The sequence below is a fragment of the Mycobacterium sp. genome, from assembly GCF_032159765.1.
GTDB lineage: Bacteria > Actinomycetota > Actinomycetes > Mycobacteriales > Mycobacteriaceae > Mycobacterium.
In genome coordinates, this window is the sequence record NZ_JAVHWM010000178.1 from 50,171 (window position 1) to 72,246 (window position 22,076).

Below are 22,076 nucleotides of genomic sequence, written 5' to 3' on the forward strand. Positions count from 1 at the left end.
GAGGCACCATGCCAGAAGTCAACGAGTTCAACCGCCGCAACATCGAGGAGTTTCGCGGCAACCATGGCCGGCTCGGTGGGCCTTTTGAGGGCGCACCGGTTTTACTCCTGCACACGACGGGAGCGCGAAGCGGCGAGGAGCGGGTGCACCCGTTGATGTACCTGGCCGACGACGGTCGCTACCTACTGTTCGCCTCGGCCGCCGGCGTCGACCGCAGCCCAGCGTGGTACTGGAACCTCGTCGCCAACCCTGACGCGAGCATCGAAGTCGGAGACGAGATTCTCGATGTGCATGCCGTTGAACTGCATGGAGCAGAGCGCGACGCGAAGTACACCGATCAGGCTCAACGGTTTCCGCAGTACGCGGAATATCAGCGCACGACGACACGCACCATTCCCGTCGTGGCTCTGACACCCAAGTCGACCAGGTCGTGACGACGGGCCGCAGCGCTCCGACAATCCCGGAGGGTTGACATTCCGCGGCCGCGCAACGAACAATCCGCGCCATGTCAGAGGAGCTGACCGCCGAGCAGGCCGCCGCCCGATTGACGCCTACCGACACGTTGGGGATGCCGCTCGGTCCTGGACAGCCGCCGGCCTTCATGCGCGCACTCGGTCAGCGCGACGATTGGACAGAGCTGCGCATCTTCGGCGCGCTGATCGCGGTGGGCACAGAACTGTTCTCGCGCCCGGGCGTACATTACGTGTCAGGCTTTTTCGGGCCGTTCGAGCGGGCGCTGCGGGACATGGGCGCCGACGTCGAGTTCGCGCCCGCGGACTTTCGCCGCTTCGGCCCGCTGCTCGAGGCCCAGTCACCGCGTGTAATGACGACCGTCGCCACGCCTCCCGATGCTGACGGCTGGTGTTCACTATCGCTGCACGCCGGCGGAACGATGGGCGAATTGCACCGCGCGGGGGCCGATCCCGACCGGCTGCTGGTCGTCGAGATCTCTGATCGGTATCCGCGGACGTTCGGGCTCGGCACGCAGCATCGTCATGCGCTCCACGTCGACGAGATCGACCTCCTCGTGCGCTCCGCCGATGCGCCACTCGCGCTGCCCGGCGGGGGTGCGCCGCCCACCGAGATCGACGAGGCAATCGCACGACACGCCGTCAGCTTCATCCCGTCTGGGGCAACACTGCAGACCGGGATCGGCTCGATTCCCAACCAGATCGCCACGTTGCTTGCCGAGGGAGAAAACGGCGAGTATGGGTTGCACAGCGAGATGTTCACTGACGGCTGCATGCATCTGCATCTCGCAGGAAAAGTCACCAACACCCGAAAAGGACAGTACGACGGTGTGAGTGTGACGACGTTCGCGTTCGGCTCTGACGAGCTCTACACATGGCTCGACGGCAACGAAGACGTTGCGTTCCTTCCGGTAGAGATCGTCAACGCGCCAGATGTGATCGCCGCCAACGACAACATGATCACGATCAACGGTGCGCTGGCGATCGACGTGCACGGCCAGGTCGTGTCCGACACGATCTCCGGCGGTCAGTACAGCGGGATCGGCGGCGCCGAGGACTTCGTGGCCGGAGCGGGGCTCGAGTTGTCGGACCGCTCGCTGATCTGTCTGCCGTCGACTTTCGAGAAAAACGGTGTGCTGCAGTCACGTATCGTGCCGTGGTTCGGACCCGGCGCCGTGATCACGACACCGCGACACCACGTCGACATGATCGTCACCGAATATGGCGCCGCCGAACTCGAAGGCAGGACTGTCCGTGAGCGAGGTGAGGCGCTCGCGGCGATCGCGCATCCGCAGTTCCGCGACGAGCTACTTGCCGCCGCCGAACGCGCGTCGAGGGGCCGTTCGCCCGTCGCGTGACGCTGAGCGGCCGCCGCCACGTTTGGCCCACGACAGCGCCGGGTAGGTATTCGAAGTTGGGAGTGCGGCAAGCGGGGAGGTACTCGGCGTGGAGGTCGACATTTGCCCCGCATGTGGCTATCCCAAGATCGGCCCGGGATTCTGTGCTGCCTGCCTTCGGGTGGACGTAGCTGCGGGGAATTCTCCAGTTCTTGTCGACGTAGCGGTCGGTCGATGCACCAGTTCGCGGAAGGAAGAGGGCTACCGTGTCCAACATCGTCGGTTCACTTAACTCACTGATCTGGCTCTTACTTGTCATCCTCGTGGTCGCCGTCGCTGTGTGGGCGGTGCGAGTGGCACTGGCACCCCGGGGCGACCGAGCATATCGCGAACAAACCGTCGTCCAGCAGCCAGTCGCGCAGGCGCCCGCCCAGTCCAGCGGTTTGACTCCCGGGTGGTACCCAGATCAAAACGATCACAGAATGATGCGCTACTACGATGGTCGAGTCTGGACATCTGAAACGCGTAACACCGCGTAACGAATAGCGGCTCTTTACTTTTCGATAGAAAGGCACCGGGTAAGCCGCACTTGCTCGCCGGCGACACGTCCGAGCGATTAGTGTGGTTAATACATCAGTCCACGAATCAGCTCCGCTGGAGGAATGTCTTCCAGGGCGATCAATCCTTGGGGAGCGCGGCAGATCCAGTCGATCGCATTGACGACTCGCGCCGCGGTCGACAGGCACCCCGCCTCGGTGACATCGAGTCCCGGGTGGGCCACATGTGTGTTGAGTTCGACGCGCGGCTCTCCCTCGACCACAACTCGATGTACGCCGGGGCGACCGTCGGGCGGGTAGGCCCATTCTGGCGCCGACGCGGCCGTGAGCCGGGTGATGTGTTCCATGGTGATCACCGGATCCCCGTCGCGAACACCTTCGACCGCGAATTTGACTGCCGCCATTTGTCCGGGCTCCACCGTCGCCATCTTGCATTCGATCCGCGTGTCGGTGTACCACGGCTCGATCCGCTGACGGACCTCGTCGAGCCCCACGCCCAGCTGATCGGCGAGATTGCGCACCGCGCCACCCCACATCGTGGTGAGGACGCCCGGCAGGAAGAGCATCGGTGTCTCGTCATCGGCGCTCACACCGAAACCCATTGATTTGCCCGTGAATTCGAAATCGTCATAGTTTGCGTAGTCGAAGATCTCCTGGACGGTGATCGACCGGGCGCGCGTCACCAGACTCAGTGCGGAATGCACCTCGGTGTCTCCGGAGTAACCGGGATCAATACCGTTGACGTACAGCGACGCGTTGCCTGCCTCGCAGGCCTGTTCCAACGGGACCCGGAGCCAGTCGTCCGCCTGGCGAGGCGTGACCAGCCACACCATCGACGTTGCCGCGATGTTGATGCCCGCGGAAAGGAACTTCGTCATCTGGTCGATCACTTCCATCGGCCGCGTTTCACCCTGTGCGGTGTAGACGACGCAATCCGGCTTCAGCGCGATGAGCGCGTCGATGTCGTCGGTCGCGATCACGCCTGTGGGCTGGGTCAACCCACACAATTCGGCCGCGTCGCGCCCGATCTTGTTCGGGCTGGCGGCGTGGACACCGACCAATTCCAGATCGGGCCGTTCGATGAGCGCTCTCAACGAGTGGACGCCGACGTTTCCGGTGGAGAATTGAACTACTCGGCGCATCCTGTATCCGTCCTTGATCCAATAACTTGAGTCAGTTTAAGCTGCTCATCGCAGAGTAGTACAGCTCAAGCATATTGGTAAATAGTAACTTAACGCGAAAGATGCCGACCTGAGCGTTACTAACGTTGACTCTAGTCATTAAATGCTTCATTCGCACGTAAAGCGGGGTCCAGGACTGATGAGAATTTCCTCCCCCAATCGGAGGAGAAAGTTTTCCGCTCCCTCACCCTCCGTTGCACCGATTCACGCAGCCCCGATGCTCGGCGAGAGTTATTGCACTGGCAGTGACGACGGGCCAGACACCCGGAGCAACGAGTTCAAGGAGACAAGATGACCACCACCACCATGAAACGCCTTATCGGTTCGATCGCCCTTCCCGGCGTCGCCGCGGCGTTCATCGCGGGCGCTGCACTCGGATTCGCGGGCTCCGCGGCCGCCGACGCTGCCACCGTTCCCACCGACACAGACTCAAGCGCACAGATCGCCAGTCCGGTCGTCAGCCCGGCACCGCACAAGCCGTACTGGAACAACAAGCGCGAGTACTACGGCAACAACAAGCACGAGTACTACTCGTCATAACCGACCACCTATCGGCGTATTGGAGAATTCGCACATGACCAGCACCACCGACCTCGACCAGGTGCGCCAGGTGCAGCGACGGCGGTCGCTGCGGATCGCGGCGGTACTCCGAGTATGCGTCGTCGCGACCATGACCGGGGCAATGCTCATGGGCACCGCAGAACGCGAGTGGGCCACACAGTGCGTCTTGCTTGCGATCTTCGCGGTGATTGCCCTTGTCGCGGTCGTCATGGCGTTCACGCCCTCAGCGCCGATCACGCGACCGCGCATCCAGTTTCTGCTGGCCCTCATCGACGTGCTGATGGTGTCCAGCTTTCAAGTGTTGTCCGACGGCGGCTACATACCGCTACTGGTGATGGCGCTGCTGCCGATCATGGTCGCCCTCGACGTCTCGTGGCAGCGAGCCGCTATCGTCCTGGCTATCAGCGTTGCGGCTTTCACTGTCAGCATGCTCGAGGATCCGGTCATGCAGCCACATCTGGGCTGGGGCGAAACGTTCTTCCTGATCGCGATCTACGGATTGCTTTGCTGCGCAGCGTGGTTGGTTGTCTACGTTCAAGGTGAACACATCGACGAGATAGCACTGCTGCACGCGTCGCGCCAGGCATTGCTGGCCGACACGATGAGCGCTACGGAAGCGCAGCGTCGAGGGATGTCAGAGGCGATTCACGACGGCCCACTTCAGGATGTGCTTGCGGCACGCCAAGAGATTGCCGTGCTTGCGAAGGAGTCGCCTAGCCCGCATCTCACACGGGCCGCGGCCACCCTGCAAGAAGCGTCGCAGCGGTTGAGGGAGACCACCTTCGAACTACACCCCGCTGTGCTGGAGCAGGTCGGGCTCAGCGCTGCCGTCGACCAGCTGGCGTCGTTCACGTCCCGACGATCGGGCATCGACGTTCAGGCCACCGTCGACTATCCGACCCGGAATGCCATGGAGCCCATGGTCTTCGGCGTGATCCGCGAGTTGTTGTCCAATGTTGCGCGTCACTCTCAAGCCGACCGAGCCACGGTGACACTCGTGGTGACGGACGGACTCTGCCAGATCGACGTCATCGACGACGGCGTCGGCATCGGCCCCGAGGTCATGGAACGCCGGCTCTCCGAAGGACATATCGGGTTAGCGTCTCACCGCGCGCGCGTCGACGCCGCGGGAGGAACCTTCACGTTCATCGACGAGCCGTTGGGCACACATGTTCGTGTTCGCCTGCCGGTGCGCTGACCCGTCAGCGACGTCATTCCAGAAGGCGCCGCCGCATCGCCTCGGCTACCGCTGCACCGCGATCGGAAACCCCGAGCTTGTCGTACAAATTCTGAACGTGTGTCTTGACCGTGCTCGGCGCGAGGTGCAGGTGTTTTGCCATCTGCGGCACCGACAGACCGTCGGCGATCAGGCGCACCACCTCGGCCTCCCGTGCTGTCAGCACGTCCCCTCCGCCTTTGGACCTCTGCTTGACCTCGCTGGCCAGCCCACCGACGAGGTGGCTGGGCAGATAGGTTGAGCCGCTTGCGCACTTGCGTACGGCGTCGATGATCTCGTCGGGGTCGGCCTCTTTGGTGAGGTAGCCCGCTGCTCCCTCGGCGAGCGCCTTGTAGACGATGGAGCTGTCGTCGAATGCGCTCAGCAGCACCACCCTGGTGGGTAGCCCGTCTCTCGCGATCGCATGTGCGACATCGAGTCCGTCGAGCTCGGGCATCTTGAAATCGAGGAGTGCCACATCGGGTCGGTGCTCGCGAATCGCCTCTAGCGCCGCGCGACCGTCGCCGACTTCGGCGAGGACGTCGATCGTCCCGCTCGACATCAGGCAGCGGATCACTCCTTGGCGGAACACGGGGTGATCGTCGGCGACGATTACCTTGATGCGAGAAGTTGAACGAGACATAGGGGATCATCTTCGCACCGCAATGGCAGCCCGTCGGTGCGTTTGGTCATCGACACGGGCGTCTCGAGCACCTCACCGAAACGCGGCACAGGCCTAGACGTGGACCGCGGCGTACTTTCTCAGCTGGGATTCAAGCGCCTCCGGCTTTGAGGCGAGGCTGACGACCCCGCCGCCATCGCCGCGATCCTCGATGCCGAAATTGGGCACGAAATTGCGAATACGGCTCTCGCGCGCCAACTTTGACGGATAGTGCGGCAGCTGCGGCGCCGCGGAGCGAACCGGGTGAACGTGCCCCGGGGGCTGACCTGGTCCACGGCGAGGTCGACCAGGTCGAGCTCCTCGGGACGGTCGACGACGAGCGCTACGCGCCGATCACCAGTCGTGCCGCTGCTGGCGGCAGCAAGCGACGGGCCCGGTTAGCGGGCTGGTTAGCCCGCTTTGGGCGGTTTGAGCCCGTACTTGGGGCCGAGAGTGGCGACTGCTTTCTTGAGCTCGTCGCCGATGTCGTCGAGGCGATCCGCTTGTGACGCGTCGACGGCTGCGCTGATCGCCGCAATCAGATTGCCGTCAGGCGCCAGCAGCGGCGTGGCCACGGCGAACGCGTCCGCGAGCGTAACTCCCCGATTAAAGGCGAGTCGGCGGGAGCGAATCTCCGGGAGCTCGGCGAGGAACTGTCGTACTTCGCCTGCCTGATCGGGGCCGGCGAGGTCGAGGAGGCGGTCCATTTCGCCGTCGGGAATGTTGGCGAGCAAGATTTTCCCCGCGGCGCTCGTATACAGCGGGCGACGCGCGTGGGTGCGGGCGACGAATGTGAGGCTGGGAGATTCTTCGCCGACGAGGTCGGTGAAGACGATGGCGTTCCCGACGCGAACGCCGACGAGGACGGTGCAACGGAGGACGTTGGCCAACTCGGCCACGAACCGGTGATCAAGGGAGAGCGCCGCCAGCTTGTTCGCGCGTACGGCGAGGATGAACGGCCCTGGCCCGAGGTGGAACCGGCGGTCCTCCTCGATGAGATAACCGCGAGCGAGCAGTCCGTTGGTCAGCTCCTGAATGGAGCTCTTTGCCGCGCCGAGGGCGGTTGCCAGCTCGGCCAAGGTGATGCCGCGCGGGCTCAAGGACACGGTCTCGAGGATCTGAGTCACTCGGTCGACCGTGCGGTGCGGACGGGCGGGCATGCGGTGACGCTAGCAAGCCCCTACCAACGGATGCAGAAGGGCTTGCGCCGAGGCGCCGGGCACAGTACAGTACGGACACAGTCCGGATATCCGGTTATTAATCCGTAAATACGTACATATGAAAGGCAAGCCCATGACTGCACCCGTCTCTCCAGGCATGTTCCGCACCAACAGCGGCGTCCCGCTGCCGTTGGTCGCTTTACCGCAGGACGACCTGCTGACCGTGAACATCGACCAGATTCCGCTGCTCAAGGACGCTATGGGCCCCGGCATCCACATCAAGCCGCTGCGCCTGGACCCCGAAAAGGGACAGGTGGTGCTCATGGCCACCATGGCGCCCGGTTGCCTCCTGCCCGTGCACTACCACACCGGTACCGCTGAGGTGTACACGTTCTCGGGCTGCTGGAGGTACGCCGAGTACCCCGACCAGCCGCAAACTGCGGGCGACTACCTGTACGAGCCGGGCGGCTCGGTGCACACCTTCTACTGCCCCGAGGACAACACCGAGGACACCGTTGTGCTGCTCTGGATGGAAGGCGCGCAAATCGGATTCAAGCAGGACGGCACGTTGCACCACATCAATGACGCGACCTCCATTCAGCACGTGACCGAAACCGTGTCGGCGGCACAAGGCACCGGAACCGTCGGCTACATCCACGGCGGCAGCGCCGGCGTGGTCAAGTCCTGATCGGGGAAATGATCATGCCAGCGGCCTTTGACGGCGTCCGGGTCCTCGAACTGGGCCAGATCTACAACGGTCCGTACTGCGGGCTGCTGCTCGCACAGCTGGGCGCCGACGTCATCAAGATCGAGCCACCCGGCGGTGAGCAGCTGCGCTTCCGCTCGCACCAGCCGACCGAGTCCCACGAGTTCGTGATGCTCAACTCGAACAAGCGCAGTGTCGTGCTGGACCTGAAGACCGACGCCGGTCGCCAGGCGCTGCTCGACCTGGTCGAGACCGCCGACGTGCTGATCGAGAACTTCGCGCCGGGCACCATGGAGCGCCTCCAGTTGCACCCGGAGCGACTCCTCGAGCACAATCCGCGCCTAATCGTGGCCTGCGGCAAGGGCTACGGCTCTACGGGCCCCTACGCCCACATGTCGGCCATGGACATCACCGTGCAGGCGATGTCGGGCAGCGCCTCGGCCACCGGAGTGCCCGACGGGCCACCGACCAAGGCCGGCGCCGCGTTCGTCGACTTCTCCGGCGGCATCCACCTGTTCGCGGCGGTCAGCGCGGCCCTGTTCCAGCGCGAGCGCACCGGACGCGGCCAGATCGTCGAGGTGTCCATGCACGACACCATCTACCCGATGCTGGCGTCCAGCCTGGGCGGGCTGCACAACCACCCGGACCGACAGCTGCCCGAGCGCACCGGCAACCGACACTCGGGCATGGCGGTCGCGCCGTACAACATCTACGAAACCAGCGACGGATGGCTGGCGATCATCTGCATCTCCGAGCGGCACTGGCACGGCGTGGCAACCGCACTGGGCCGGCCCGAGCTGATTGACGATCCCAGGTTTCGCACCGAGAAGGACCGGGTCGCCAACATCGATGCGGTCGACGACGAGGTGTCTTCGGTTACCAGAACCCGCACCCGTGACGAGCTGGTCAGGGATCTGCAGGCCGCCGGCGTGCCCTGCGCGCCGGTCAAGTCGATCCGTGAGGTCGACACCGACGAGCACCTGATCCAGCGCGGCATGATCCGCTACGTCGAGCACCCCGCGAGGGGACGGGTGCCGGTGCCGGGATGCCCGCTGCGGCTCGGCGACTCGCCGGTGGGACCGCTGCGGGCCGCCCCGCCGCTGGGCGCGTCGACAGAGGAACTATTGGCGGAACTGTCCGGTGAGGAGACCCAGCATGTCGTTCACGCCTGAACCGGGAACCCCTCTCGCGGCGTACTACACCCAGACGCAGCCGAGGATCGGGGCCGTCCTGTCGCGACGCAGCCTCGGCACGCTGGACGCGGTGACGATCGGCCGCTACGCGATGACCATCGGCGCCACCGATCCGAGTCACGACGATCCGGTAGCCGCACGGTCGGCCGGTTACGCCGATGTGGTGGCGCCACCGAACATGCTGGCCGCGATCGTGGAGTGGGGTGTCGGCACCCCTGAGGCCCAGCTTCAGCCCGACGGAACTCCGCTCGACGGAGACATGCCCCTCGGTGACGGCGACCTCGGGCTGCGCGTGATGGGCGCCGGCGAAGAGATGGAATTGGTCAACCCCGTCACTGCGGGTACGGAGCTGGTGGTCGAAACGACCCTCGAGGCGGTCACTCCCAAACAGACCCGGTCCGGCCCGTGCGTGTTCGTCACCACCATCAACACCTTCTCCTCCGCGGAAGGTGCCGTTCTCAACCGCAACCGGCGCACCGTCGTACTGCGCAACCCCTTGCAGGAGTCGTCATGACCATCAACTTCCAAGTGGGAGACACGCTCCCACCGCTCAAGCACGCCGCTACGGCCTTTCAGTTGTTCCGCTACAGCGCGGTCACCTGGAACCCGCACCGCATCCACTTCGACGAGCGCTACGCACGCGAGGAGGGCCACGCCGGTGTCGCGCTGCACTCCCACCTGCGGGCGGCGCTCGCGTTGCGCTGCGTTGCCGAGGGCCTCGGCCCCGGCTGGCACGTCACGAAGGTCGCCTACCGGCTGCGCAAACCCGTCTATGCGCCCGCCGATTTGGCCTACACCGCCCGTGTGACAGCAACCGAGGACGACACCATGACGCTTGAACTGATCGAGCAGCAGCCCTCCGGTGAGGTCGGGTTCGAAGGGACGGCGTGGGTTACCAAGACGACCACAGGAGCGACATCATGACATCAGCACGTGAAAGAGAGCAGCGCCCCATCCGCATCGGCAACAGCTCCGGCTTTTACGGTGACCGGGCCTCGGCCATGGCAGACATGGCGAGAGCCGGCCACATTGACGTCCTCACCGGTGACTACCTCGCCGAGGTCACGATGCTGATCCTGGGCAAGGCACGCGCCAAAGACAACACCAGGGGCTATGCGGCCACCTTCCTGCAGCACCTGGACGCGGCGCTCGCGCACCTGGTCGCCAACGGGATCCGGCTCGTCGTCAACGCCGGCGGACTCAACCCCGCCGGGCTCGCCGACGCCACCCGCGAACTAATCACACACCGCGGCTACGACCTACGGGTCTCCCATATCGAAGGCGACGACGTCTTCGGCCGCCTCGACGCTCTGCAGCAAGCCGGGCATTCATTACCGCACCTGACGAGCGGCGAGCCCCTTTCGTCCTGGCCGCACCAGGCACTGACGGCCAACGCGTACCTTGGTGCATTCGGGATCGCCCGGGCTCTGGACAACGGCGCCGACATCGTCATCACCGGCCGCGTCGCCGACGCCTCGCTGGTCGTCGGCGCCGTCGCCTGGTGGTGGAGCTGGACCCCCGACGCCTACGACGCCCTCGCCGGCGCGGTCGCCGCTGGACACGTCATCGAATGCGGCCCGCAGGCGACCGGCGGCAACTTCTCCGGGTTTCGCGCCGTTTCCAACCTCGTGCACCCCGGGTTCCCGATCGCCGAAATCGACGCCGACGGCTCCTCAGTGATCACCAAGAACCCGGGCACCGGCGGTGCGGTCACCCGCGACACCGTCACGGCCCAATTGCTTTACGAGATCGGTGAACCCGCCTACCTCAATCCCGACGTGGTCGCCCACCTGGACACCGCCACGCTGACTGATCTCGGTGATGACCGCGTCGAGATCCGCAACGTGCGGGGCTCGGCGCCACCGGCGACGACCAAGGTCGCGATCACCGGAGTCGGAGGATGGCAGAACAATGTGCTCCTCGCGCTCACCGGCACCGACCTCGACGCGAAGGCCGCGCTCGTCGAGCAATCTGTCGACCGCTACATCGAAACTGCCGATGGGCTCGACGCGGTCGCGATCGACCGGATTGGGAATGCGCAGCAGGATCCCGAGAGCCAGAATGCGGGAACTGAGCTGCTGAGGATCGCGGTGCAAGGAACGAAAGAGGCTGCGGGGCGGACTTTTTCGTCGCGGATGGTCGAGCTGGCCCTGTCCAGCTACCCCGGGATGTACTCCCTCGGCCCGCCACAACCAGGGTCGGCGTTCGGTGTGTATTGGCCCGCATTGCTCGACCAAGCACTGCTCGAACACGTGGTGCACCACCACGACGGCGCAATCGAGAACATCGCACCGTGCAACCCCCAAGACGATCGGCGCGGGGTATCTCGGCAGGGCGATGTGTCGCTCCCACAATCGGTGCCGGCTTGGACGGACGAACTCGTCGTCGCCACGCTCGGTGAGATCGTGCATGCTCGCTCCGGGGACAAGGGCGGCGACGCGAATCTCGGCGTCTGGGTACGTGATGCGCAAGCGTGGGAGTGGCTCAAGTGGAACCTCACCGTCGACGAACTGCGACGCCTTCTTCCCGAGACACGCGCATTGCCCATCACCCGCTACGAACTGCCCAACTTGGGTGCGGTCAACTTCCTCATCCAAGGATTGCTCGGCACCGGCGCCACGTCGTCACTGCGGCTGGACTCGCAGGCAAAGGCGCTCGGCGAATGGCTGCGCTCGCGCGGCACCAAGGTGCCCAAATCTCTTGTCACAGGACAGCACTGATGAGCGGACCCGACGAGAGCACCATCGACGTCGTCCGCAAAGCCACCCGAGAGCTCGCCCGCAAGTTCGACTACGGGTACTGGCGACAGAAGGACAAACGCGGCGAATACCCGTCGGAGTTCGTCAACGCGTTCGCTCAATGCGGATGGCTGGGCGCGCTCATCCCCGAGGAGTACGGGGGCATCGGCCTTGGCATCGCGGAGTCCGGCGTGATGATGCAGGAGATCGCCGCCTCCGGCGCCGGCGCCAGTGGCGCCTCCGCGGTCCACTTCTACCTATTCCCACCCGAGCCAATCATCCGACACGGCTCGGCCGCGATGAAGCAGGAGTTCCTGCCCAGGCTCGCCCGCGGCGAGATCCTCATGGCGTTCGGCGTCACCGAGCCCACCGCCGGCGTGGACACCTCACGCATCAGGACCAAGGCCGACAAGGTCGACGGCGGCTGGGTGATCAACGGCCAGAAAGTGTGGATCAGCAACGCGCAAAACGCCGACAAAATCCTGCTGCTCGCACGCACGTCCCCGCGTGACGAGGACACGCCGCTGGACGGAATGACACTCTTCTTCACAGACCTGAACCGCGACCGGATCACCGTCCGCGAGATCGAGAAGCTGGGCCGGTCGGCGATCGACTCTAACGAGCTGTTCATCGAGAACCTCGAGGTCCGTGACGACGAAGTCGTCGGTGAGGTGGGACGAGGCTTCAAATACCTCATCGACGGGCTGAACGCCGAGCGCATAGTCGTCGGCCTGGAGGGCGTCGGCATCGGTCAAGCCGCACTGGAACTGGCGACGAAGTACGCCAACGAACGCGTGGTCTTCGACCGGTCCATCGGCCAAAACCAGGCGGTCGCCCACCCACTAGCGGACTCATGGATCCGCCTGGAGTCGGCTCGGCTCATGGCGATGCACGCGGCCGAGCTCTACGACCATCACCAGAACTGCGGCCTCCAGGCCGCCGCGGCCAAATTTCTCGGCGCCGAGGCCGGTTTCGTTGCCTGTGACCGAGCCATGTCCACCCACGGTGGCTACGCGTACGCGAAGGAGTACCACGTCGAGCGGCTGTGGCGGGAGGCCCGGCTGCTCCGCAACGCGCCGTTCTCGCAGGAAATGGTCCTCAACTACATCTCCACCCAAGCGCTGAAGCTGCCCCGCTCCTACTGAGGCAGCGACCGTCGGCCGCTAGACGACGCGGCCGAGATCGGCTATGCGACCATCAAGCCTCCGCCGCGCCACCACCGGTCCTAACTCATCCAGTTGAAGCTGGCTACGACAGAGGTCGCACGGATGAACATGCGCAACATGCTGTTTCGCGCGACCCGAGGATGTCGCGCGTATCGTCCACTTCCTCGCCGCGGACGCGTCCTCGTATATCAGCGGCCAGATCTGGAGCGTCAACGGTGGCATGGACATGTGACGCTGGCGGGACGCAGCAAGGGATCGACCCCCGGCCATTCCCATCAGCGATAGGGTGCGTTGAGTATGGTGATCGTCGATGGCGGAGCGCGATCCGCAGACAACACAGCAGGATCTGATTTCCGCAATCTCGTCGAAGTCGTCGTCGCATCCATGAGCAGCCGGACGGAAAACCCGCCAGCTTCCTGAATTACAGGCAGCCTCCAACTTCAGCTGCTCTTGCATTTTCAAGCTTTAACGCGCCTAAATACCATGTCTGAGCCGCGGTGGCAGGTAGTGGATTCGAACCACTGTAGGCATACGCCGACGGATTTACAGTCCGCTCCCATTGGCCGCTCGGGCAACCTGCCGTAGTGCGACTAGCAGGGTACAACGACCGTGCACCCTGGTCACAAATCCACGAGTCGTCGACGAGATTCACGTTATGCGGACAGCTACTCGCACTTCTTCTGCATACCGTGAATCTCGCTGATCCCGCCGCCCCGGCTTAGGCCAACCGGAGCGCAGCGGCAAGGATGTACCCAAATCACACGAACACCGAGGAGGGGACGGATCCAATGGCGGATTCATCATTCGACGTCGTCAGCAAGGTCGACCACCAGGAGGTCGACAATGCGCTGAACCAGGCCGCCAAGGAGCTGGCCACCCGCTTCGACTTCCGCGGTACCGACACCAAGATCGCCTGGAAGGGCGACGAGGCAATCGAGATCACCTCCTCCACCGAGGAACGCGCCAAGGCTGCCGTCGACGTGTTCAAGGAGAAGCTCGTGCGCCGAGACATCTCGATGAAAGCCTTCGACCCCGGCGAGCCCCAGGCCTCCGGCAAGACCTACAAGGTCACCGGCACGCTCAAGCAGGGCATCGACAGCGAGAACGCCAAGAAGATCACCAAGCTCATCCGCGACGAGGGTCCCAAGAACGTCAAGACCCAGATCCAGGGCGACGAGGTGCGCGTCACCTCGAAGAAGCGCGACGATCTGCAAGAGGTCATCGCGATGCTGAAGAAGGCCGACCTCGAGGTCGCCCTGCAGTTCGTCAACTACCGCTGACGCCTACCTCTGGCAGTCAACGAACAACTCAAAGTGCTTGGCGGCGTTCGTCGGCGGAGTCGACTGCACGACGGCCTCGCCGGTGATCGTGTAGGTGTTGCCCGCCGCCTCCAACGTCGCGGTGCCGCCACCGCCGTCCAACGGATAACCCAGTGAAGCCGCTGCCGATCACAATGGACACGAACTCGCGCGGAGACATCTGGCTGAGATGTACGAAGACATCGCGTGGAGCCTCGCCGGCATCGATGGCGAAACCGCGAGTATGCCCACTACACGACACCGATCCCTGTAGATCCTGTTTCTGACCGTCGATCGTCAACCGTGCCTTCTCAGTCCCGGCCGCCGTCGTCGAGGTCGCGTCCTCGGAACAGCCGACGACGCTCGAGCAGGCGAGCCCCAGCCGCGAACGCCACCGTGGCGAAACGTCGCATCACTGTCGTCGCCCTCTCGGCTGAATGTTGACTATCGTCGCAGCATACGGCGCCATTCCGAGGTTCCGGTCGCGGTCTGTGAATTTCCTGTACGTTGGGTCGGTTCGGGGATGAACGGGCGTCATCAACAGGGAGGGAACGCCATGATTCGTCGTCGAGCCGCGCACGCCATCGCCGCCCTTGCGGGGGTACTGGTCCTCGTACTCTCGCCCATACCAACTCGGGCCACAGCCGATCCCATTACGCCGAGGGAAGCCAACTCCGATCAGCTTCAGGCCTACCAATCCGTCGACAATTACTGGCGGATGCACTGGCACGAATTCTTCACCGGCGTGTACACGACGCCAAACGTCGTGGGCCTCTACAACAGCCGTCAGAATCCGATGCCGTGCGACGGTTCCCTGTGGACGTCGAACAATGCCTGGTATTGCGGCTCGACCGACAGCGTTGGTTTCGACCTGCGCTACATGGAGCAGGTTTACGCGTTGGGCGACAGCTTCATCTATCTGGTCGTCGCCCATGAGTGGGGCCACGCCATCCAGGCGCGGCTGGCCCCCAACCTCCGGTCGCGGCAGCTCGAGCTTCAGGCCGACTGCTTCGCGGGCGCCGCGCTGTACGGCGCTGCCCGCGACGGCACGCTGTATTGGGATGACGGCGATCTGGACGAGATCACCACGTCGTTGACGAGGGTCGCCGACAAGTACCCGTGGACGAACGTCGGGGATCACGGCAGCCCGACCCAGCGCATTAACGCATTCCTCAGGGGAGCCGGCGGGCCGCAGAAGTGCCTGCCGTAGGTCAGCTACCTCCGGATGTGGCGCAGCTCGGCGCCGTACCGATCCAGTAGGAGCCGCCGTAGACGTCGGCCTTGCTGTCACCGGCGACCGGAACGTTGTGTGTCGGTTTGCCTTTCAGCTCGTCGCACCACGCCTTGGTCGCTTGCTCGTAGGTCTTGAACCCGGGCGACTTCCTGTCGTACTGCAGTGGAGGATCATTCTCGCCGCACAGGCCACCGCCCGCCATATCGCACGGGTGCATTTCTTTGAGTTGCGACTCCTGACCCACATAGATCGAGCCACCCGAGACTTGCGGCAACACGAACACGAAATAGTCGTCTGGGTTGTAACTGACTCCTGGCCCAGATTTCCACTCCGGCTTCGCCTTATTCATCGCCGGGCCCGGCAGGATGGGCTTGTCGCCGCTATTCACGTAGATCACTCCGCCGACGACGATGACCGCGGTCCCAGCGGCGATCAAGCCGAGCCCCATCGGGCTGGCGACTGTGAAGAAGACGCGCCTGAGCAGGCTGCCGCCGTAGTTGTAGCCCTTCTGCACTGCGAAGTCGATGTACTTGTAGTTGGTCGCCGACGTGACCTGACGCACGCGCTGCAACGCGCCGACGTACTGCCCAGGTCCCGGCAGCTGCGTCTTCGCCAGCTGACAGGCCACCGTCACCGGTTGGCCTTTGTATACATGGATAGCCGCCTCAAGCAATCTCAAATCAGGGCGGGCAAGTCCGGGCAACATGGCGGTCACGCTCCTGACGGGCCGGCCGGGATTGCGGCGCTACCCGGAGTTCCGGTGTTAGCTGCAAGGATCACCGCCGCGAGAAAACCTGTCAAGCACGTGTGAACGGCGAGCGGTCGAGCGTTATCGCCGGCGAAGGACCATCACGTTGTCGGTCAGGGATCCACGCTGGCCGTCGGGGCCAGTGGCCTCTCGCTCGACGGACTCAACTCTGATCCGATCCCATTGGTGCTCATCGAGATTCAGTGCCGCAACGACTTCCTCGGCGGCCGGGAATTCGTGGTGATGATCAAGCTTCGATGCCCAGGGCGGCGGTTGCCCGTGGTCCACGATCAACAGCGTGCCGCCGGGCGCGACGGCATCGGCTGCCGTGCGGAGCATTCGCTCGCGGTCCATCGGTTGTTTCGAATGAAGGAACTGCGCTGAAATCAGCTCGAACATCCCGTCGGGGAACGAGTCCATCAGGTCGCGTCGCTGAAAGTCAATACAGTCGGCCACATTTCGCTCTCGCGCCAGCGTGGCCGACCGGTCCAGTGCGGTCTGTGACACGTCGACGGCGGTGACGTGCCAACCGTGCTCGGCCAGCCATACGGCATCGCCGCCCTCCCCGCACCCGAGATCCAGCGCGCGACCGGGATTCAGCGGCTCCACCACCTCGGCCAGCCGGACGTTGACTCGCCCGCTCCAGATCTGCCCTCGCTCGCCGTAGTGTTCTTCCCAAGTCCGCTGTGTCTCAGACATCGCCATACTGCAACCTTGCCGATGGGAGAGCGCAGTGGCAAGGTTTCTTGCCATGGAGGCAAAAGACGGAGTCGACGCGCTCGTGATTTCACCATCAAACCCGGTGAAGCCGTTGAATTTTCGACGCTGACGCCTCATTGGTTCGGTGCGGTCGACGGCCCGGTGGAAGCCCTCATGATCCTGGGTCCGCACGGGGAACGGCTACACCTGCACAGCTGACAAGAGACCCTGCGGCACACTGAGCAGATGACACAGGTCGAGCACTACGACGTCGTCATCATCGGCGCGGGCATCTCCGGCATCGGCGCGGCCTATCGCATCAGGGAGCGCAATCCCGCCTACACCTACGCGATCCTCGAACGTCGCGCGAACGTCGGCGGCACCTGGGACCTCTTCCGCTTCCCGGGCATCCGCTCCGACAGCAGCATCTACACTCTCGACTTCCCGTGGGAGCCCTGGACGGGACGGGAATGCATCGCTGACGGCGCCGACATCCGCGGCTATCTCATCGACGCGGCCCGAAAGCACGGCATCTACGAGAATATCCGGTTCAACAAACGTGTTCGCTCCGCCGACTGGGACTCCACCACCGACACCTGGACGGTGCACGTAGACAACGGCGCGACGTTCACGGCCCGGTTCGTCTTCTTCGCCACTGGCTATTACAACTACGACGAGGCCTACACTCCCGACTTTCCTGGCATGGAGGAATTCAGCGGTCCCGTCGTCCATCCTCAGCACTGGCCCGAGGATCTCGACTACGCGGGCAGCACGGTCGTGGTGGTCGGCAGTGGCGCAACCGCGGTCACGCTGGTCCCCGCGCTGGCCAAGAGAGCCGGCAAGGTCGTCATGCTGCAGCGCACGCCCAGCTACATCGGTGCGTTCCCGAAAATCGACCCGGTCACCGAGCGAATGCGAAAGGTGCTGCCGCGTCGGGCCTTTGCCCCGGTCGTCCGGTTCCGCTTCGCACTGCAGGAAGCGATGGGCTGGTTCATCTCGCGCAAGTTGCCGACGTTCATGAAGTACCAACTCCGCCGGGTGCGTAGCAAGCGATTGCCAGAAGGCTTCGACGATTCGCATTTCTTGCCGCCCTACGAGCCGTGGGACCAGCGCATCTGCCTGGCCGCCGACGGAGACATCTACACCGCGATCAGCGACGGCCGCGTCGAGATGGTGACCGACCACGTCGACCACTTCGATTCCCGCGGAATCGTGTTGAGGTCGGGGCAACGCGTGGACGCCGACCTCGTCGTCACAGCGACCGGCATGGATCTGCAGGCACTCGGCGGAGTGTCATTGAGCCTGGACGGTGCCGAGTTCAAACCGCAGGACCGTTTCGTCTACAAGGCGCACATGCTCGAAGACGTGCCAAACCTTTTCTGGTGCATCGGATATACGAATGCGTCGTGGACGCTGCGCGCCGACATGACCGCACGCGCGACCGCGAAACTGTTGGCTCACATGCGCGATCACGGATACACGTCGGCGCGTCCGCACCACGATGGCGGCCCGATGCCCGAGAAGCTGTCGTGGGACATTCAGGCGGGGTATGTGCTGCGCAACCTGCACGCACTGCCGAAGTCGGGCACCAGGCGGCCGTGGAATGTGCGGCAGAACTACTTCGCCGACGTCATTGATTACCGATTCGACCGGGTCACCGAAGCGATGGTATTCGGCACCAAGGCCAAAGCGGTCTAGCGCTGACCACGAGCCGACGCACCAGAGGGAGCTGCTTGCCGTCACGGCTGCGCGGCGAGTTCGCGCGAGAAACACACTGGAAGAGCACCGCCCTGAATAAGGTGACATCCATGACATCTGCTCGTCGGGAACCCAAGGTCGTAGTTCTCGGTGGCGGCTCCTGGGGCACCACCGTCGCGTCCATCGCCGCCCGCCGCACCGACACCCTGCAATGGGTACGGTCCCCCGAGACCGCCGCGGACATCAACGAGCGACATCGCAACCTGAAATATCTGGGCGACGAGGTCGAGCTGACGCCGAGTCTGAAGGCCACGAACGACTTCGAGAAGGCCGCCGACCGCGCAGACGTCATCGTGATGGCGGTGCCGTCGCACGGCTTCCGTGAAGTGCTGAAGGACTTGGAGTCGTGCCTGCGACCGTGGGTGCCGATCGTCTCGCTGGTCAAAGGGCTCGAGCAGGGCACCAGCCTGCGCATGTCCCAGATCGTCGAAGAGGTGCTGCCGGGGCATCCCGCGGGCATCCTCGCCGGCCCGAACATCGCGCGCGAGGTCGCGCAGGGGTATGCGGCTGCGGCAGTGATGTCGATGCCCGACCAGCATCTATCGACGCGGCTGGCGCAGATGTTCCAGACGCAGCGATTCCGCGTGTACACCACCGACGACGTGATCGGCGTGGAGATGGCGGGTGCACTCAAGAACGTCTTCGCGATCGCGGTCGGCATGGGCTACTCGCTGGGCATCGGCGAGAACACCCGAGCGCTGGTGATCGCCCGGGCGCTGCGCGAGATGACCAAGCTCGGTACGGCGATGGGCGGCGAGCCCGAGACGTTCCCGGGCCTGGCAGGGCTGGGCGATCTGATCGTCACGTGCACGAGCGCACGCAGCCGTAACCGCCACGTCGGCGAGCAGATCGGGGCCGGCAAATCGATCGACGAGATCATCGCGTCGATGGACCAGGTGGCCGAGGGCGTGAAAGCGGCCAGCGTGATCATGGAGTTGGCCGAGCGCTACGGCGTCCATATGCCGATCGCGCGCGAAGTCGACGGCGTGATCAACCGCGGGCACACGGTCGAGACCGCATACAAGGGACTGGCCGCCGAGACGCCGGGCCACGAGATCCACGGCGCGGGCTTCTGACGCTGGGGCGCACCGTCAGACGGTGGGCGCCAGTTCGTCGCGGCGCAGTACCTCGGTGCCCAGATACGGAACCAGCGCGTCGGGCACTTTCACTGTCCCGTCGGGCTGCTGGCCCAGCTCGATGATTGCCGCCCAAACCCTCGGGGTCGCCAGGGCCGACGCGTTGAGCGTTCCGACCGGCGTGATCCCGCCGCCCGGTTTCCGGCACCGCATGTTCGCGCGCCGTCCCTGGAAGTCGGTGAAATTGCCGACGGACGAGACCTCCAGCCACTTGTCCAGGCCGGGTGCGTACACCTCCAGATCGAAGATGCGAGAGGACGAGAAGGTCAGGTCGCCGGTGCACAAATCGACTACGCGGTAAGGCAATTGGAGCAACACCAGTGCACGTTCCGCGTCAGCGAGCAAGTCATCGAATTCGGCGCCCACGTCGTCAGGCGCACAGATCTTCACCAGCTCGACTTTGTGGAATTCATGTAGCCGCTGCATCCCGCGTGTGTCCTTGCCCGCAGCGCCGGCTTCGCGACGAAAACAGGACGTGTACGTCATGTATCGGCGAGGAAGCTGATCCGCCTCGAGGATCTCGTCGCGGTGCAACCCGGTCAGCGGCAGTTCCCCAGTGGGAATCGCCCACAAGTCGTCGGCGGTGGTGTTGTACATGTCGTCGGCGAACTTGGGAAGGTGCCCGGTGGAGATCGCCGTCTCCTGCCGGACGAGGGTCGGAACCAGTGTCTCGAGGTACTTCTCGCGGTGCAGGTCGATGGCGAATTGGACAAGCGCGCGCAACAGGCGGGTGCCGTCACCGTACAGCACGGGGAACCCTGCGCCGCTGATCTTGCTGGCGCGCTTGGGATCCCACAGCCCCATCTCATCAGCGATCTCCCAGTGCGGCCGCGCATCTTGGTTCGGTTCGGCTTGCGGACCGCCATAGCGAACGATCACGTTCGAGGACTCATCGGCGCCGATCGGGGCATCAGGGTCGGGCAGATTGGGCACCTGATACAGCAGATCCTGAGCCTGCGACGCGGCCTCGCGGAGTCGTTCTTCCAGCGTGGAGATCTGTGTCTTCAACTCGGCCAACGCCCGTCGTTCTTCATCGGCCGTGTCGGTACCGACCCGGCGCACGAGCTCCCCGAATTCCTTTGAGCGCCGGTTCATCTCCGCGCGCTTATCGTCGAGTTCGCCCGTCAATGCGCGCCGCTGTGCGAGCGCCTCCCGGGCCGACACGACGAGGGACCGCTCGACGCCCTTGCCCGCCAGCTGCTGCGCGACAGCGTCGGTTTCGTTGAGCAGCAGGTCCGGATCGATCACGGGTTCCCAACCTAGACCATCGGTTGGGAGTTCGGAGAATTGTTATACGGCGAAGCTGCCGGCCGGGCTCAGCACAAACCCGTGCTGGGTAGCGGTATTCGTGCATATGGTCGCCGCGCCGTCAACGGCACACGCGATGTTGCGATAGCTCAACCGCTGGTGCGGCGGAAGGGGCTTCACCGGAGCGGCTGCGGCGAACACGTCGGCGGGGGCGCTGGCGAAACTCGGTTCCTCTGGGCTGGCAGCGCTGATCAGGTTGGCGCCCTCCGAACCCTGAGGCGGCGCGGGAATCGGGCCACTGCAGCCGTAGGCGTTGCGGCCCCTGTCGATGACGCACGTCAAACCGCCCGGCGCCCCGAACGCGTACCACGTGCCGTTCATCGTGGTGAAGTCGACGGGCGAGATCGGCGGGTAGGCGTTGACGTTCGGCAGGGGCGGCGGCTCGTCCTTGTCGGCCCAGGCCACCCCCGGGGTTGCGATAAGAAACGCGGCCGACCCGGCAACACCGATGACGCCGGTCAACAATCTGCTCAGCACGGAATCAAACGATAGGCGAAGGCGTTGCCGGTCGCATGACCAGCACCCAGCTCTCCGGCCTCGAGTTGATGCGTGCGGCTGCTGCCGGCAGCGATCGGCCGAACTACATCGGCACCCTGATCGGCCTCAGTATCGACGAGGTCGAGGTCGGCGAAGTGACCATGAGCCTGCACAGCCGGCCCGATATGGCCAACCCGTTGGGCACGTTGCACGGCGGGATCTGCGCCACCCTGCTCGATTCCGCCATGGGTTGCGCTGTGCACACCACGCTGGAGGCAGGCGTTGGGTACGGCACGTTGGAGTTGAAGGTCAACTACATCCGGTCAGTCCCGGTCGACGGCGTCAAACTCACCGCGACCGCCAAGACCATTCACGTGGGCCGCAAGACCGCGACCGCCGAGGGTCGCGTCCACGATCCACAAGGCCGGCTGGTCGCGCACGGCACCACGACGTGCATGATTCATCGCTGATT

General features: G+C 64.4%; 26 protein-coding genes, 1 tRNA gene and 1 pseudogene. 18 read left to right on the forward strand and 10 right to left on the reverse strand.

Going from position 1 to position 22,076, the window contains the following annotated elements:
- Positions 1 to 8: 8 nt before the first annotated feature.
- The 3 genes from QOH60_RS22030 to QOH60_RS22040 all read left to right on the forward strand — a co-directional run bounded on the left by QOH60_RS22030 (position 9) and on the right by QOH60_RS22040 (position 2,346).
- Positions 9 to 434, forward strand: coding sequence for a nitroreductase family deazaflavin-dependent oxidoreductase (locus QOH60_RS22030; protein WP_526423994.1), 426 nt, complete (start codon positions 9 to 11; stop codon positions 432 to 434).
- A gap of 71 nt (positions 435 to 505) precedes the next feature.
- Positions 506 to 1,828, forward strand: coding sequence for an acetyl-CoA hydrolase/transferase family protein (locus QOH60_RS22035; protein WP_526423995.1), 1,323 nt, complete (start codon positions 506 to 508; stop codon positions 1,826 to 1,828).
- 332 nt (positions 1,829 to 2,160) lie between these two features.
- Complete coding sequence (locus tag QOH60_RS22040) at positions 2,161 to 2,346, forward strand: DUF2510 domain-containing protein (protein ID WP_526424149.1); 186 nt, start codon at positions 2,161 to 2,163, stop codon at positions 2,344 to 2,346.
- Positions 2,347 to 2,432: 86 nt separating this feature from the next.
- On the opposite strand, the gene QOH60_RS22045 is transcribed toward QOH60_RS22040, so the two are convergent.
- Positions 2,433 to 3,506 (reverse strand): NAD(P)H-dependent amine dehydrogenase family protein, encoded by a 1,074-nt coding sequence (locus QOH60_RS22045; protein ID WP_526423996.1) that lies wholly within the window; start codon positions 3,504 to 3,506, stop codon positions 2,433 to 2,435.
- 330 nt (positions 3,507 to 3,836) lie between these two features.
- Between QOH60_RS22045 and QOH60_RS22050 the strand changes: the two genes are divergently transcribed.
- Together QOH60_RS22050 and QOH60_RS22055 are read left to right on the forward strand one after the other, a co-directional pair.
- A complete protein-coding gene (locus QOH60_RS22050; protein ID WP_526423997.1) occupies positions 3,837 to 4,085 on the forward strand; it encodes a hypothetical protein in 249 nt (82 codons plus the stop codon).
- Between the two features lie 34 nt (positions 4,086 to 4,119).
- Positions 4,120 to 5,304, forward strand: coding sequence for a sensor histidine kinase (locus QOH60_RS22055; RefSeq protein ID WP_526423998.1), 1,185 nt, complete (start codon positions 4,120 to 4,122; stop codon positions 5,302 to 5,304).
- Positions 5,305 to 5,317: 13 nt separating this feature from the next.
- On the opposite strand, the gene QOH60_RS22060 is transcribed toward QOH60_RS22055, so the two are convergent.
- The 3 genes from QOH60_RS22060 to QOH60_RS22070 form a co-directional block, all read right to left on the reverse strand.
- Positions 5,318 to 5,965, reverse strand: a complete 648-nt coding sequence (locus tag QOH60_RS22060; protein ID WP_526423999.1) for a response regulator transcription factor — start codon at positions 5,963 to 5,965, stop codon at positions 5,318 to 5,320.
- Between the two features lie 93 nt (positions 5,966 to 6,058).
- The gene (locus QOH60_RS22065) at positions 6,059 to 6,202 is read right to left on the reverse strand and encodes a hypothetical protein (RefSeq protein WP_526424000.1); all 144 of its coding nucleotides are present in this window, start codon (positions 6,200 to 6,202) and stop codon (positions 6,059 to 6,061) included.
- Between the two features lie 191 nt (positions 6,203 to 6,393).
- Positions 6,394 to 7,143 (reverse strand): IclR family transcriptional regulator, encoded by a 750-nt coding sequence (locus QOH60_RS22070; protein WP_526424001.1) that lies wholly within the window; start codon positions 7,141 to 7,143, stop codon positions 6,394 to 6,396.
- 133 nt (positions 7,144 to 7,276) lie between these two features.
- On the opposite strand from QOH60_RS22070, the gene QOH60_RS22075 reads away from it, so the two are divergent.
- The 7 genes from QOH60_RS22075 to QOH60_RS22105 all read left to right on the forward strand — a co-directional run bounded on the left by QOH60_RS22075 (position 7,277) and on the right by QOH60_RS22105 (position 13,178).
- On the forward strand, positions 7,277 to 7,831 hold the full coding sequence (locus tag QOH60_RS22075) for a 2,4'-dihydroxyacetophenone dioxygenase family protein (RefSeq protein ID WP_526424002.1): 555 nt from the start codon (positions 7,277 to 7,279) through the stop codon (positions 7,829 to 7,831).
- A gap of 14 nt (positions 7,832 to 7,845) precedes the next feature.
- Entirely contained in the window at positions 7,846 to 9,021 is a 1,176-nt protein-coding gene (locus QOH60_RS22080) for a CaiB/BaiF CoA transferase family protein (RefSeq protein WP_526424003.1), read from the forward strand.
- Positions 9,005 to 9,556 (forward strand): FAS1-like dehydratase domain-containing protein, encoded by a 552-nt coding sequence (locus QOH60_RS22085; protein WP_526424004.1) that lies wholly within the window; start codon positions 9,005 to 9,007, stop codon positions 9,554 to 9,556. The genes QOH60_RS22080 and QOH60_RS22085 overlap by 17 nt, the downstream gene beginning before the upstream one ends.
- Positions 9,553 to 9,966, forward strand: coding sequence for a hotdog family protein (locus tag QOH60_RS22090; RefSeq protein WP_526424005.1), 414 nt, complete (start codon positions 9,553 to 9,555; stop codon positions 9,964 to 9,966). The genes QOH60_RS22085 and QOH60_RS22090 overlap by 4 nt, the downstream gene beginning before the upstream one ends.
- Positions 9,963 to 11,762 carry an acyclic terpene utilization AtuA family protein gene (locus QOH60_RS22095; RefSeq protein ID WP_526424006.1) on the forward strand — a complete coding sequence of 600 codons (1,800 nt, stop codon included), beginning with the start codon at positions 9,963 to 9,965 and terminating at the stop codon, positions 11,760 to 11,762. Before QOH60_RS22090 ends, QOH60_RS22095 begins: the two co-directional genes overlap by 4 nt.
- The gene (locus tag QOH60_RS22100) at positions 11,762 to 12,925 is read left to right on the forward strand and encodes an acyl-CoA dehydrogenase family protein (protein ID WP_526424007.1); all 1,164 of its coding nucleotides are present in this window, start codon (positions 11,762 to 11,764) and stop codon (positions 12,923 to 12,925) included. The genes QOH60_RS22095 and QOH60_RS22100 overlap by 1 nt, the downstream gene beginning before the upstream one ends.
- A gap of 172 nt (positions 12,926 to 13,097) precedes the next feature.
- Positions 13,098 to 13,178 (forward strand): hypothetical protein, encoded by an 81-nt coding sequence (locus QOH60_RS22105; RefSeq protein WP_526424150.1) that lies wholly within the window; start codon positions 13,098 to 13,100, stop codon positions 13,176 to 13,178.
- 266 nt (positions 13,179 to 13,444) lie between these two features.
- Here the strand turns inward: QOH60_RS22105 and QOH60_RS22110 are convergent.
- Positions 13,445 to 13,527, reverse strand: a tRNA-Tyr gene (locus tag QOH60_RS22110).
- Between the two features lie 207 nt (positions 13,528 to 13,734).
- Between QOH60_RS22110 and QOH60_RS22115 the strand changes: the two genes are divergently transcribed.
- Positions 13,735 to 14,226, forward strand: coding sequence for a YajQ family cyclic di-GMP-binding protein (locus tag QOH60_RS22115; RefSeq protein WP_526424008.1), 492 nt, complete (start codon positions 13,735 to 13,737; stop codon positions 14,224 to 14,226).
- Positions 14,227 to 14,229: 3 nt separating this feature from the next.
- Here QOH60_RS22115 and QOH60_RS22120 read toward each other — a convergent pair whose 3' ends face one another.
- Positions 14,230 to 14,367 carry a lipoprotein LpqH gene (locus QOH60_RS22120; RefSeq protein WP_526424009.1) on the reverse strand — a complete coding sequence of 46 codons (138 nt, stop codon included), beginning with the start codon at positions 14,365 to 14,367 and terminating at the stop codon, positions 14,230 to 14,232.
- A gap of 433 nt (positions 14,368 to 14,800) precedes the next feature.
- On the opposite strand from QOH60_RS22120, the gene QOH60_RS22125 reads away from it, so the two are divergent.
- The gene (locus QOH60_RS22125) at positions 14,801 to 15,454 is read left to right on the forward strand and encodes a neutral zinc metallopeptidase (protein ID WP_526424010.1); all 654 of its coding nucleotides are present in this window, start codon (positions 14,801 to 14,803) and stop codon (positions 15,452 to 15,454) included.
- Between the two features lies 1 nt (position 15,455).
- Here QOH60_RS22125 and QOH60_RS22130 read toward each other — a convergent pair whose 3' ends face one another.
- Both QOH60_RS22130 and QOH60_RS22135 read right to left on the reverse strand, forming a co-directional pair.
- Entirely contained in the window at positions 15,456 to 16,193 is a 738-nt protein-coding gene (locus QOH60_RS22130) for a hypothetical protein (RefSeq protein ID WP_526424011.1), read from the reverse strand.
- 114 nt (positions 16,194 to 16,307) lie between these two features.
- Positions 16,308 to 16,925 (reverse strand): class I SAM-dependent methyltransferase, encoded by a 618-nt coding sequence (locus QOH60_RS22135; RefSeq protein ID WP_526424012.1) that lies wholly within the window; start codon positions 16,923 to 16,925, stop codon positions 16,308 to 16,310.
- An 81-nt stretch (positions 16,926 to 17,006) separates the two neighbouring features.
- Between QOH60_RS22135 and QOH60_RS22140 the strand changes: the two are divergent.
- The 3 genes and pseudogenes from QOH60_RS22140 to QOH60_RS22150 form a co-directional block, all read left to right on the forward strand.
- A pseudogene (locus QOH60_RS22140) lies at positions 17,007 to 17,144 on the forward strand (XRE family transcriptional regulator); the annotation flags it as partial.
- A gap of 9 nt (positions 17,145 to 17,153) precedes the next feature.
- Positions 17,154 to 18,623 carry a flavin-containing monooxygenase gene (locus QOH60_RS22145; RefSeq protein WP_526424151.1) on the forward strand — a complete coding sequence of 490 codons (1,470 nt, stop codon included), beginning with the start codon at positions 17,154 to 17,156 and terminating at the stop codon, positions 18,621 to 18,623.
- 110 nt (positions 18,624 to 18,733) lie between these two features.
- Positions 18,734 to 19,759 (forward strand): NAD(P)H-dependent glycerol-3-phosphate dehydrogenase, encoded by a 1,026-nt coding sequence (locus tag QOH60_RS22150; protein WP_526424013.1) that lies wholly within the window; start codon positions 18,734 to 18,736, stop codon positions 19,757 to 19,759.
- A 15-nt stretch (positions 19,760 to 19,774) separates the two neighbouring features.
- On the opposite strand, the gene serS is transcribed toward QOH60_RS22150, so the two are convergent.
- Positions 19,775 to 21,067, reverse strand: a complete 1,293-nt coding sequence (serS, locus tag QOH60_RS22155; protein ID WP_526424014.1) for a serine--tRNA ligase — start codon at positions 21,065 to 21,067, stop codon at positions 19,775 to 19,777.
- 42 nt (positions 21,068 to 21,109) lie between these two features.
- Positions 21,110 to 21,604 (reverse strand): hypothetical protein, encoded by a 495-nt coding sequence (locus QOH60_RS22160; RefSeq protein ID WP_526424015.1) that lies wholly within the window; start codon positions 21,602 to 21,604, stop codon positions 21,110 to 21,112.
- Between the two features lie 35 nt (positions 21,605 to 21,639).
- Between QOH60_RS22160 and QOH60_RS22165 the strand changes: the two genes are divergently transcribed.
- The gene (locus tag QOH60_RS22165) at positions 21,640 to 22,074 is read left to right on the forward strand and encodes a PaaI family thioesterase (protein ID WP_526424016.1); all 435 of its coding nucleotides are present in this window, start codon (positions 21,640 to 21,642) and stop codon (positions 22,072 to 22,074) included.
- Positions 22,075 to 22,076 lie beyond the last annotated feature (2 nt).